At 39.8% G+C, this 11,465-nt stretch carries 14 protein-coding genes and 1 rRNA gene; 5 read left to right on the top strand and 10 right to left on the bottom strand.

The genetic code is table 11. The features are described 5' to 3' along the window. Positions 1-58 precede the first annotated feature (58 nt). Positions 59-1,198, top strand: a complete 1,140-nt coding sequence (locus tag BM380_RS17515) for a GNAT family N-acetyltransferase (protein WP_090495393.1) — start codon at positions 59-61, stop codon at positions 1,196-1,198. Here BM380_RS17515 and BM380_RS17520 read toward each other — a convergent pair. Continuing rightward, complete coding sequence (locus tag BM380_RS17520) at positions 1,175-1,765, bottom strand: DUF938 domain-containing protein (RefSeq protein WP_033103649.1); 591 nt, start codon at positions 1,763-1,765, stop codon at positions 1,175-1,177. The genes BM380_RS17515 and BM380_RS17520 overlap by 24 nt on opposite strands. Before the next feature lie 193 nt (positions 1,766-1,958). Here BM380_RS17520 and BM380_RS17525 point away from each other — a divergent pair, with 193 nt between their 5' ends. The 4 genes from BM380_RS17525 to BM380_RS17540 all read left to right on the top strand — a co-directional run bounded on the left by BM380_RS17525 (position 1,959) and on the right by BM380_RS17540 (position 4,778). Further along, positions 1,959-2,144 (top strand): hypothetical protein, encoded by a 186-nt coding sequence (locus tag BM380_RS17525; RefSeq protein WP_013463685.1) that lies wholly within the window; start codon positions 1,959-1,961, stop codon positions 2,142-2,144. Positions 2,145-2,360: 216 nt separating this feature from the next. Next, positions 2,361-3,740, top strand: a complete 1,380-nt coding sequence (locus BM380_RS17530; protein WP_090495395.1) for a class II fumarate hydratase — start codon at positions 2,361-2,363, stop codon at positions 3,738-3,740. A gap of 107 nt (positions 3,741-3,847) precedes the next feature. After that, positions 3,848-4,366 (top strand): hypothetical protein, encoded by a 519-nt coding sequence (locus tag BM380_RS17535; RefSeq protein WP_175527478.1) that lies wholly within the window; start codon positions 3,848-3,850, stop codon positions 4,364-4,366. Positions 4,367-4,376: 10 nt separating this feature from the next. Further along, positions 4,377-4,778 carry a hypothetical protein gene (locus BM380_RS17540; protein WP_058153959.1) on the top strand — a complete coding sequence of 134 codons (402 nt, stop codon included), beginning with the start codon at positions 4,377-4,379 and terminating at the stop codon, positions 4,776-4,778. A 15-nt stretch (positions 4,779-4,793) separates the two neighbouring features. Here the strand turns inward: BM380_RS17540 and BM380_RS17545 are convergent, their stop codons facing one another. The 9 genes from BM380_RS17545 to rrf form a co-directional block, all read right to left on the bottom strand. Next, positions 4,794-4,979: a hypothetical protein gene (locus BM380_RS17545; RefSeq protein ID WP_008113278.1), complete on the bottom strand. Its 186-nt coding sequence runs from the start codon at positions 4,977-4,979 to the stop codon at positions 4,794-4,796. 64 nt (positions 4,980-5,043) lie between these two features. After that, positions 5,044-5,364: a hypothetical protein gene (locus BM380_RS17550; RefSeq protein WP_008113280.1), complete on the bottom strand. Its 321-nt coding sequence runs from the start codon at positions 5,362-5,364 to the stop codon at positions 5,044-5,046. Beyond that, positions 5,361-5,999 (bottom strand): DUF4178 domain-containing protein, encoded by a 639-nt coding sequence (locus tag BM380_RS17555; RefSeq protein WP_090495398.1) that lies wholly within the window; start codon positions 5,997-5,999, stop codon positions 5,361-5,363. Before BM380_RS17555 ends, BM380_RS17550 begins: the two co-directional genes overlap by 4 nt. Before the next feature lie 71 nt (positions 6,000-6,070). Next, positions 6,071-6,763, bottom strand: coding sequence for a PspA/IM30 family protein (locus BM380_RS17560; RefSeq protein WP_008113282.1), 693 nt, complete (start codon positions 6,761-6,763; stop codon positions 6,071-6,073). A gap of 24 nt (positions 6,764-6,787) precedes the next feature. Further along, positions 6,788-7,201, bottom strand: coding sequence for a YjfI family protein (locus BM380_RS17565; RefSeq protein ID WP_004335098.1), 414 nt, complete (start codon positions 7,199-7,201; stop codon positions 6,788-6,790). 80 nt (positions 7,202-7,281) lie between these two features. Next, complete coding sequence (locus BM380_RS17570; protein WP_016900245.1) at positions 7,282-9,003, bottom strand: polyamine aminopropyltransferase; 1,722 nt, start codon at positions 9,001-9,003, stop codon at positions 7,282-7,284. 4 nt (positions 9,004-9,007) lie between these two features. Continuing rightward, positions 9,008-9,907 (bottom strand): DUF350 domain-containing protein, encoded by a 900-nt coding sequence (locus BM380_RS17575; RefSeq protein WP_013463678.1) that lies wholly within the window; start codon positions 9,905-9,907, stop codon positions 9,008-9,010. Positions 9,908-9,932: 25 nt separating this feature from the next. Beyond that, on the bottom strand, positions 9,933-10,865 hold the full coding sequence (locus BM380_RS17580) for a hypothetical protein (RefSeq protein WP_010392530.1): 933 nt from the start codon (positions 10,863-10,865) through the stop codon (positions 9,933-9,935). A 367-nt stretch (positions 10,866-11,232) separates the two neighbouring features. Next, positions 11,233-11,347: ribosomal RNA gene (rrf, locus tag BM380_RS17585) — 5S ribosomal RNA — on the bottom strand. Positions 11,348-11,465 lie beyond the last annotated feature (118 nt).

The raw sequence follows: 11,465 nt of genomic DNA on the forward strand, positions 1-11,465 counted from the left end.
GTCGCACTATTACCAAAATTAATCAGCAACCCACTTAAAAAATAGTAGGCAAAGCATTATGAGCCACTTTTCACATCAATGGTTTAATAGCATCAACCAAATTGACGCAACACAATGGCATTATTTTTTTGGCGATGATCCTTTTACTCAACACGCTTTTTTATATGCACTTGAGCAAAGCCAATGTGTAAGCGCAAAAACAGGTTGGCAGCCTCACCACTTAGCCGTTTATGAAGGCGATAAACTAGTTGCCCTTGCCCCTGGCTACTTAAAAGCGCACTCCTACGGTGAATATGTATTTGACTGGGCATGGGCTGAAGCTTATGAAAAAAGTGGCTTAGATTATTACCCTAAATGGCTGTGCGGTATTCCTTTTAGTCCGATTGAGGGGCAAAGAATACGTATTATGCATAGCAATCCAAAGTTAGTGTATGAGTATATAACAGAGCAACTTAATACCCACTGCGCAAAACAAGCCTGGTCAGGCTGGCATGTAAACTTTTGCGATAAAGCACAAGCCTCACAGCTAAATGATGCAGGTGCTATGCAAAGAACCGGGGTACAGTTTCAGTGGTTTAATAATAGCTTTAAAGATTTTGACGATTTTTTAAAAACCTTTAATGCCCGTAAGCGCAAAGCAGTAAAAAAAGAACGCGCTAAAATAACACAACAAAATATCACCATTGAATGGCTGCAAGGTGAGCAAATCACCACAACAGTGATGCAGCTTTTTTGTGAGTTTTATCAACGTACTTATTTAAAACGTTCAGGCCATTTAGGCTACTTAAACAGCGATTTTTTTAGCTTGCTACACGCCTTAATGGCTGAAAAATTGCTCATTATGCTAGCCAAAAAAGACCATAAAGTGATTGCCGCCACATTAAGTTTAATTGGTGACAATACCCTTTATGGGCGTTATTGGGGAGCAAGCGAAGAGGTTGATTCTCTTCACTTTGAGCTGTGTTACTACCAAGGCATTGAATATGCGATTAAGCATAATATTCACTGTTTTAATGCCGGTGCTCAGGGTGAGCATAAAATAGCACGCGGCTTTCAACCCATCACTACTTATTCTGCTCATCATATTATTCACCCCGATTTTAATCATGCTATTGCAGATTACTTAAAACGCGAACGCCAACATATCGATATTTATAAACAACAATGCAGCACTTTATTGCCGTTTAAAAATGAGTAACTGATTATTTGCAGGCATCGCAGTATCGCTAAGTAACTTAAGCCCAGATTGCACTGCAAGTTGCTCAACTGCTTCGAAATCACGAATACCACTAAGCGAATCGCGACTTTGCAATAAACTATTAAATTCATCATTACTGGGGCTGGTAAACTCCCCTTTATATTTGAAAGGGCCATATACACACACCACCCCTTGCTGGTTTAAGTGCTGATTTACTCCAGCAAAAAAACGCGTAATTAACTCCCAGCTCACTATGTGAAAAGTGTTAGCAGTATATATCGCATCCACTTTATTTACTGGCCAAGGATCGTTTAGATCAAGCAATAAAGGCGGATGCAAGTTTGCCAGTTGCACCTCATCATGCCATAACTTTATTCCTTGATGATTAACCTCTCGATCACTGGTATACCATTGTAAATGTGGCAATTTTTTGGCAAAGAAAACGCTATGCTGACCCGTCCCCGAGCCTATCTCAAGTACCGACCCTGCATTTTGCAATGCAGGCTGCAAAGCCTTAAGTATATGATTTTTATTATTTTCGCAGGCTTGTGAAAACGGTTTGGTCATACTGATGCACCTAAATTGCAAATGAATGCACAATAGTAAAACAAATTTCAGCTATTCTGTCGTGAGTAAATTAACCAAAATAATAAAACAACTTTAATTTCAATACGTTAAATTATATTTACCGAGCTGGTACGCTATATGCTTTTATTAAATTACTCACTTAATGAGTACTAAACGACAAAAGGATAACATTATGTATATTTCACCCTATACCGCCGTAGACGCTGTAATGGCAATTACCGATAAAAGCCTAGATAAAACGAGTCATGAAACAGATTGTAGAGCAACGGTTATCGACTTACTTTCTCATGTAAAACACACTCAAAAGGCACAAAACAAACATGAAACAGACCAAATATTTATTCTTGGCTACAATTAAAATTCTGTTTAGCCTTATAACTGGCTGTTTATATAAATACATTATTTAAGTCGACTTAAAATCCGTTTAAGTCGACTTTTTAGTTTTAATCCCACTTGTTAACTTGCCTTGACGCCCCCTACTTTTTAGCTATACCGTTGTAAATAGCAATAACAGCACCATATCTTTTTATATAGCGTAGTTTAATGTCATATATTCTCTTTTTTAGGAGTACTAATGAGTAACTTTAGAACAGAATCAGATAGCATGGGCACACTCGACGTGCCCGCTGACGCACTTTATAAAGCACAAACCCAACGCGCCATTAATAACTTTACGATTAGCAACCTCACCATGCCACAGCAATTTATTATTGCTTTAGCGTATATAAAACAAGCCGCAGCATTAACCAATTTAAAGCTGGGCCATTTAGATAAAACAAAAGCAAATGCAATCGAGCATGCCTGCCAAGAAATTATTGATGGTCAGCATTATGAGCATTTCCCTGTTGATATTTTTCAAACGGGATCAGGTACCAGCTCAAATATGAATGCCAACGAAGTTATTGCAAGTTTGGCTTCAAAACATGCTAATCAACCTATTCACCCTAACGACGATGTGAATATGGGACAAAGCTCGAATGATGTTATTCCCACTGCAATCGCCTTAAGCAGTGCTATCAGTGTTGATAAAAAATTACTGCCAGCATTAGCAAACTTAGCCGACGCCTTAGAGCAGAAAAAAGCAGACATCGGTCATATAGTTAAAACTGGGCGCACTCATTTAATGGATGCAATGCCAGTGACCTTTGAGCAAACACTCAGCGCATGGCAATCGCAGGTAAAGCACGCAGCCAGCGGTATTGAGCATGCACTAATACGTGTTTGTGAGCTGGCTCAGGGGGGGACAGCAGTAGGTACAGGTATTAATGCCGATCCACAATTTGCTACGCTATTTGCCAAACAGCTAAGTGAAAAAGTAGGGATTAACTTTATCCCCAGTGATAACTTTTTTTATAATATTGGCTCGCAAGATGCCATTGTGGCTTTATCAGGGCAGCTGAAAGTCTATGCCGTTGCGCAAATGAAAATAGCCAACGATCTACGTTGGATGAATTCAGGGCCGCTTGCGGGACTTGGTGAAATAGAGCTTGAAGCATTGCAGCCTGGTTCATCCATTATGCCTGGCAAAGTGAACCCGGTGATCCCAGAAGCCGCTGCAATGGCTAGTGCGCAAGTAATCGGTAACGACGCCACAATTACCGTAGCAGGCCAAGCTGGCAACTTTGAGCTTAACGTAATGCTACCCGTGATTGCTTATAATATCCTGCAAAGTACAGAGATACTTGCTAACAGTGCGCAAGCACTAGCGGATAAAGCCATTGCTAGCTTTAAAGTTAATCAAGCACAGATTGATAAAGCGCTGACTAAAAATCCTATTTTAGTTACTGCACTCAACCCCGTTATTGGCTATGAAAAAGCAGCAAAAATTGCCAAACAAGCTTACCAGCAAGCAAAGCCAATTATTGATATCGCCGAGCAAGAGACTGACCTATCTCGCTCAGAATTAGAGGCATTACTCAATCCAGCTAAATTAACCCAAGGTGGGTTAATGTAAAAGCGCCACTAATGGCGCTTTAATATATTGATAGTAGAGTTTTTATTGCCGTAATGGATGCACCGTGTATGATAGTGATGAATAATTCATCACTATCAGGAACGATTATGCGTACTCCATTACTCGCTCTACTGCTACCGCTTTGCTTAACAGCTTGCTTAGAAACCACCTCAAATGAAACTGAGCAAACTAAAACCAATGCGGTAGAAAACACGTCTACGCCGATACCACAACAAAAACTACCACAAGAAAATAAGCAAAATAAAATAGCACAGCAACTACCGGTTGGTGCTGCAAAAGAAGTGTCGCTTGATGATATTAAAACAGCAAAAAATAAATTAAATAACCTCATAGCAGATAAACAATGTTCAACTAGTTCACAGTGTAAAGTCAGTGCTGTTGGTAGCCGTGCCTGTGGTGGACCAAGTGATTACATTGTGTACTCTACACAAAGCGCACCCCAAGAGCAGGTTTCAGCCCTAAGCGATACTATCACTCAATTGGAAAGTACCTATAATGCGCAAAAAGGCATGATGAGTATTTGCCAACATTTAACTGCGCCAAGCACTCAGTGTGTTGAAAATAAATGTGTTAAACTTGAAGGCTCTGCGGTAAGTGTATTTTAAGGATTAGATTATGACTTGTTTGTCATCCGTAATTAAGCTATCAGCTACCTGTGTTGTTATGACTATGCTGCTTAGCGGTTGCAGTAGTGCACTAACATCAAGCAAAGCTCAAAACGCGAGTGAATCTGTTTTAAATACTCAACTTAATGAGCTTACAAGTAATAAAAGCTGCACAGCCAGCTATCAATGTAAGGTGTTAGGTGTTGGCTCGCGTGTCTGTGGGGGGCCGAGTAAGTATGTTGTGTACTCAACATTAAATCACTCTCAAGAACAAGCAGAGCAATTAGCGCAAAAAATCACCGAGCAAGAACAACTAGATAATGCAATGCTTGAGTTCAAAGACTGTTCACCAGTGCTAGAAGTCCACTCTTTATGTATTGATAATCAATGTAAAACAGTTAACTACCAGTAGCAGTTCGTTTCGGTGTTAATCTAATAGTGGTATTAACACCGAAATAACCACCACCATGAAAATACACACACCTGCCTTAAAAATGTATTCCAGTGGCATTTTTTTCTGTACCCAGTAAGCATATATAAAACGCACGAAGTAGCTTGCCGCCGTGCCAAATAAAGCAAACATGAGTAAGTAGGCAATCAATAAGATATTCACAGCGGCACTTTTTTAGAAAATAATAGCCCCAGTGTAAGTATTTTACATAAAGAAGGCAAAAGGGTTACTTAGTCTTTTTTGTATGCTCAATGAGTAACTCTGCTACCTGTTGCTTTACCGCTCTTTTATCATCTACTGCCACTTCAAACCGGCTAGCCAATTGGGCTATTTCGTCATCATTTAAATTAAACGATAGTCGTTGCCGTGTTTTTTTAGACTTTACATCAAGACCTAAAATTTTACGGATCATATCTGAGGGAGTGAGCTCTTGATCGATAGCTTGTTTTTTTATCGACTTTTGTACCTCACTACTCAAATCAAATGCCATTTGCGTGGCGCGCACAGCTTGCTCTTGGCGCAACCACTTGTCTTTAGCATCACTCACTGGGCATCTCCAGGAAACAAATCAACAATATCGCTAATTGGGCGAGTTAACGTCAGTGAGACTTCTGTTTCACCTCCCTCCCAAATCTCTATATTAACGCTATGCCCTTCATCAGGAGAGGCTAAGCAAATCATTTCGCATGGTTCACCACCTTCTTGCTCATAGCGAGGCAGCGTTTGGCCACGAAAGTCTTTATTATGAAAATAACATACATAAGGCGATTCACTTTGTTGATAGCTTTTCGCTAAAAATTGCATAAAACGCTCAGGGGTATTTTGTACCGTGATATGTGTTAATGACTCTTCATCAAAAATACGCGCAAATTCATCAAGACCAAAGATCTCTTCAACTTCATCACGCTGAATTTTTATAGAGAAGTTTGCCCACTGTTCACTATCATTTTGCTCTATTTGTAAAAACACCACTTGGCCAGTGTTAGTTTCAAGTACAAATTCAGTATCACTGCTGTGTTGGTACTGATACGTTTGCACATCAATAACGCGCAACGTTTGACCTTTAAGCCATGAAGGATAAGCAAACGAATCAATGACAGTAAACATGTCGCCTTTTTTAAGGTCACTCGCATGATTAAGCTGACGTTCTGGCTTTTTTTTAGATTTGAAAAAATTAAACATATAAGGTGCCTCTGTAAGCAAAAAAGGTAACGGAGCGAAACTCGGTTACCTTTTTGATATGGTTCTAAATGTTAGCTATTTTGCTTCGCTTTAATGCGCGCTAAAATATCAGCACTTTTTGGATTCGTATCACCAATACCTGCTTCAGCCATTTTAGCTTTTAAATCGTCGCCATTAACATCTGCTTCTAGAGACTTTGCAGCACCTAATTGATCAGTACGGTCTTGTTGGCGTTGCTTAATACGCTCAAGCGACTGACGCGCCGATGTCATTGATGAATTATTAGTATTAAGCGTGCTGTTTACAGCCATTGTCGCTTGCTGAACGCTTTCTGTGGTTTTAACCATAGTAAGCTGACGCTGATTTTCCTTAATTGATTTTTCAGCATCTTTTACTTGCTGCTTCAAAGTCACTATGTGATTACTAAAGCCCGCTAACACTTGCTCGTGCTCAGCTTTCTCAGCTTCAAAGTCACCAATTTTTTCTGCAATTTCTAATGCTAATGCTTCATTCCCTTTTTCAAGGGCTTGACCTGCATAAGCTTCATGCTCAGCAATTGATGCATCTACTGCGCTAATTTTACGCTTAGTTTGCATTTCTTTAGCCATCACTTCTGTTAGGCTTTTTTTAGCACGGTGTAACGCATTTTGTGCATCAGCAATTTCTTGCTCAAAAATACGAATACCATTGGCATCAACAATTGCTTCGCCTGCTTCACGTGCGCCGCCACGTACTGCTGTAAATAATTTTTTTAAAATACTCATAATCTTAACTCCACTAACTAGCTACTAATCGTTTAAATATAAGGTCACGGCTTCTAGTGCATCTATAGCGTTATCAGCTAATGTCACTAGTTCGTGGGTAACATCATCTAGAGATGAATTTACCGACAGTGCACCAAAAATCGCGTATTTATTATCGATCTTAGCAAATGCACTCAGTGGAATTGGCACGTTTAAACGCAGTAGTGTTTCGTTTAACTCGTTGCGTAATTCACTTTTTACTTCATCTTCGTCAAACAAGTAGCTAATACATAGTAATTGCTCTTGTGTTTGAGTAACAAAAATTGGAAGCTCGTCATTTCCATCAACAATGACTTGTAAAACATCTTGCTCACCTGGATTGGCAATCAAGAAAGACTCAAAGTTAGCACCCTCGGTTTCAAAAGACGCTAATTTTATTGAAAGTTCATTTAATTCCATGTCTCTGCCTTTTCGTCGTTTGACATATTATGTCTGAGTTAAGATTCGCACGGTCGACATATTATGTCAACCATGTTTTATTAATTTTTATACAATTCACTTTCTATTTGCCAAGCTGCTCGGTAGTAATCATACAAGCGACCAGAACCTAACCTATTGACTTCAATATCGTTCACTTGTTCAAAATAGTTATTAGGAAATGCAAAACTCGCTAATAAATATTTTTTACTAATCCACCGAGATGGCACTGGCATATCAGTTATATTGCTAATACGGGCACTAGGTGATTGCCCCATTTTAGTCGCAATAGTCCATCCCCATTGACCAAACGAAGGAATGTTTTGCTGATATTGCTCTACATAATCAAAACCTGCGGCTTTCACCGTTTTAGCAATACTTAAAAATGCCTTTTTCGCATGATAAGGCGATGTTGACTGTACCGCCATAGCACCATCAGGCGCTAATAATTGGCGTACATGATTATAAAAGTAATCGCTGTACATCTTATTAAGATCAGGGTGATTAGGGTCTGGCAAATCAATTAAAATAGTATCGAATTGCTTTGACTGATCCAGTAGCTTTTCAACTTCTAAAAATGCATCGCCCACAATAATATTTGCTCGCGGGTCATGCATCGATTCATTATTGAGTGCTACCAACCGCTGTTTAATCTCTTCTGGCGGTGTGAATTTATCGTCTTCATGGCCAAATAAATTCAGTAGCTGGCCATCTAAATCAATTAGTGTGACTTCTTTGACTGGCCACTTTAATACATCACGCATGGCTAATCCGTCACCGCCACCAATAATCAAAACACGGTCATGACGATTAGATGCGAGCATTGCAGGATAAACAAGCATTGAGTGATATATTTGCTCATCTACACTAGAGAACTGCAAACGACCATTTAAATATAGATCAGTAATTGGCTGAGGCTGATTTTTACTTAAACGCTCTGTTAGCACCACATGTTGATACTTAGTCGCCTGAGAGTAAATAACTTTATCTTTGTATAGTACGTTACTTAGGTTATCCATCCAGCTACTACCAAACTGCAAAATAAAAGCGAATAACACCAGCAGTAATATATGGCAAACCAATAGCAACTTAGCAAAGCGTACATAGCTATGGTAACGCCATAAAAAGGCAAGTCCGGCAATAATGTTAAATAGCGCTGTCCAAGCGGCGGCTTGCATTATTGGCATTGCGAGCATAATACTCACCCAAATTGCCGCGCCAATACCAGCGCCAATATAGTCAGCCCCATATATAGTGCCGGCGTTATTTTCTAAAAAACGTCCATAAACATGCTGGCGAATGCGCGCAATAAGCGGTATTTCCATACCAATAAATAGCCCTAATATTAAGCCAAATACATAAGGTAAAAAGCGAGACCACTCTTGCAGCTTTTGAAACACGTAACCATTAAGAATAACGTCAGGTGGAATATTAAAAATACTTGAGAATAAATGAGGGAGTGAATAACTCACGGCAATAATGCTGGCAATGGCTAATATACAGCCCATACCTATGAGCGCAATAATACTCTCTAGCCAAGCAAATGCGGTAAAGGCATCTTTAAACCAACGCGCTAAAAATGCACCCATCCCCATAGCTACAATCATAGTGCCTATCATGGCGTAAATTGCACTCTCAACTGAGCCGAGTACTCGGCCAGCATAATGAGAAAGTAAGTATTCATAAATAAGGCCGCACCCAGCGAGTACGGCCATAACAGTGATCAGTAAAATATCATGCCCAAGTAAATTAAATTTACTTGGGGAAGCTTGAGTTGATGACACGTGATTATGCACCCAGTAGTGTGGCCATAGTGATCCCGACAGCAAATGACACAGCTGCAGAAATAGCGGCAACACCCACATTCTTTTGACGATTCACTTCATCTGAAATATTACAGCCAGCAAGAATGATTTTAATCGTCAGTAAGTGCAGTAAAATGAAAGCAACCAAACAAACAACGGCGCTTAGCGCCCAGTAAAGTAAACTCGCATTAATATTGTCAGCAGCATAAGGAGCAATGCCTGTTGCAGCAGTAATGGCTAATGCACTACCAATTAAAAAGCCTGCATAACGAACACCTACTGCTAAATTACCATCAATAATAGCCTGTTGTAGGCAGTCGCCACTTTTATTGGTGCGCTTAAATAACTGCACGCGATATTGGCTTACTAACAGCAATACCACACTACCAATTACAAACGCAGCAATAACAATAGGAATGCCATGCCAACCTTCAGTAGCAACCCACAATAGGGCTGAGCGGATAACCACTGCAACACTTACTACATGGCCAAAATCAATAATTGACGCAGTAACGTTACCTTTGACTATTTCGTTATGTAAGCTCACTTTACGCAGCGCCACTTTATCTTGAAAAAAGTGACCCAGCTTTATAAGCAAAATTGCTAATGCACCATAGCCAAGCATTAACAGAGCTTCTTTTTGTAACGTAGCAGCAAACGCACCACTACTCACGCCCGTTAACACAATCGCAAGTGCTACCAAACCAGCGGCAAAGCTTATTCCAAATGCAAAGTTATCGCGCTCGGTAATTTCATCATTGGCGTGTAAATTAGATACCCAACCTTTAATATACTTTAAGCTCACAAACAGTAAGATGATAATTGCAAAGTCCACAGACAGTGCTTGCAAAGACCACATAGTTATTCCATTAAATTCATACATATTATTCTAACTCCAACGTTATTCTTTACTTACCACGACTTACGCCGCGCGAGGTTCTGCTACTGCTATTACGAACCGATCCTGAATTATTGCTATAACTACTCGCTCTTGAGTAACTGCTGCGACTTTTAGGCGGCGTATAACTGCTGCGACTCAAACCTGATGCACCTGTTTTTTTACTCGCATAAGGACTAGTGAATTGCTTGCCTTGGCGTTGGTAAGATTGTCGTGTACGTGTTTCTAATGCACTTTGGGTTTTTATTTGTTTAGGGCTTGAGTAACGAGTACGACCATAGTCATTGTAGTAACTATACTTACGGCGTTTACTCCAACTTCCGTATTCAACTCGGTCAAATACATCACCCAAAATACGGTACATGCCGTACCATTGCCAAAAGCTAATACCGCTACTATTCGTTTGCCAATTACCATAGTTAGGATTACCTACCATTTGGTTACCGACCCCTTCGCCTTCAGCTTTTTGGCTTATAGCACCAACTCGTGCCAAAGAACCATTCGACATATCCGCAAGCATATTAATAGGATCGGTTAAGGCATCAGAAAATAACGTTGGCTTGGCGGCTTCACGCAATAAATCAATATTGTATAAAGTGTCTTCGTAAGGAGGAATTAAGTAATTCCCCTTAATGTCATCAAGGCGCTGGGTTAAACCACTATAAAGGGCTCCCTGGCGTGTGGCATCAAGGCTAACTACATCAACAACCTTACTGAGTTCAGGTTGCTGTTGTTTAAGGATACGACTGTATTCTTTAAGAATAATCGCATTACGTATACTACCATTATCAAGTGCTTTACCAAGCTGAGTAAGCTCGACATCGGCCTTTTTAATGGACTCTTGAATTGTTTGTTGTAGCTGTTCTTCTTTAGATTGACAACCAATCAGTGCTGTAAACAAACAAAACAGGCTGAGAAGTTTCCAAGCTTTTATATTCGACATTCATGTCACCTGATTTACTAAATTATCCTAGATAGTTTTACACAGGACAGTTATTAAACCAACAATGAAATTGCAACAAGATGATAATTTAGGGACTAGTTTAAAGATGCAAGGAAAATAACTAAGATCAGTAAAGAGAGAGTGCTGATGGTAATACTTCAAAACTGAGGGCTTTAGGCTTAACACTGATTTGGATTTGGAGTACGTATACTACTTTGCAGCGACAGCGCATTAGTATGTCGTGGAATTGGGTCTGTTCAATTCTCTTCCTTTAACCTAATACCTTTCACCTCGAACCTGCATTTTCACTTTCCTACAGACGTAAAAAAACCCGTCACATCGCTGTAACGGGTTTCTCTTATTTGGAGCCTGGTAATGTCCTACTTTCACATAGCAAATGCTACACTATCATCGGCGCTGTTTCGTTTCACTGCTGAGTTCGGCATGGGGTCAGGTGGGTCCAAAACGCTATTGTCACCAAGCAAATTTGGTGTAAGTTCGATTTAATCGAGCTTACTAAAATTTGGAATTCTGATAATAAAGAGTATCGTAAATCTACTTTAGTTATATTAACTTCTTCGCTTAAACTATCACATAAAA

It is taken from the genome of Pseudoalteromonas sp. DSM 26666 (assembly GCF_900116475.1).
Lineage (GTDB): Bacteria > Pseudomonadota > Gammaproteobacteria > Enterobacterales > Alteromonadaceae > Pseudoalteromonas > Pseudoalteromonas tetraodonis.

Bases quoted from the DNA above. Each gene is read 5' to 3' on its own strand.
- BM380_RS17525 (WP_013463685.1), top strand. From the start codon at position 1,959: ATGTATATTTCACCCTATACCGCCGTAGACGCTGTAATGGCAATTACC.
- BM380_RS17565 (WP_004335098.1), bottom strand. From the start codon at position 7,201: ATGGAATTAAATGAACTTTCAATAAAATTAGCGTCTTTTGAAACCGAG.
- BM380_RS17555 (WP_090495398.1), bottom strand. From the start codon at position 5,999: ATGTTTAATTTTTTCAAATCTAAAAAAAAGCCAGAACGTCAGCTTAAT.
- BM380_RS17575 (WP_013463678.1), bottom strand. From the start codon at position 9,907: ATGTATGAATTTAATGGAATAACTATGTGGTCTTTGCAAGCACTGTCT.
- BM380_RS17530 (WP_090495395.1), top strand. From the start codon at position 2,361: ATGAGTAACTTTAGAACAGAATCAGATAGCATGGGCACACTCGACGTG.
- BM380_RS17580 (WP_010392530.1), bottom strand. From the start codon at position 10,865: ATGTCGAATATAAAAGCTTGGAAACTTCTCAGCCTGTTTTGTTTGTTT.
- BM380_RS17520 (WP_033103649.1), bottom strand. From the start codon at position 1,765: ATGACCAAACCGTTTTCACAAGCCTGCGAAAATAATAAAAATCATATA.
- BM380_RS17560 (WP_008113282.1), bottom strand. From the start codon at position 6,763: ATGAGTATTTTAAAAAAATTATTTACAGCAGTACGTGGCGGCGCACGT.
- BM380_RS17535 (WP_175527478.1), top strand. From the start codon at position 3,848: ATGCGTACTCCATTACTCGCTCTACTGCTACCGCTTTGCTTAACAGCT.
- BM380_RS17540 (WP_058153959.1), top strand. From the start codon at position 4,377: ATGACTTGTTTGTCATCCGTAATTAAGCTATCAGCTACCTGTGTTGTT.
- BM380_RS17515 (WP_090495393.1), top strand. From the start codon at position 59: ATGAGCCACTTTTCACATCAATGGTTTAATAGCATCAACCAAATTGAC.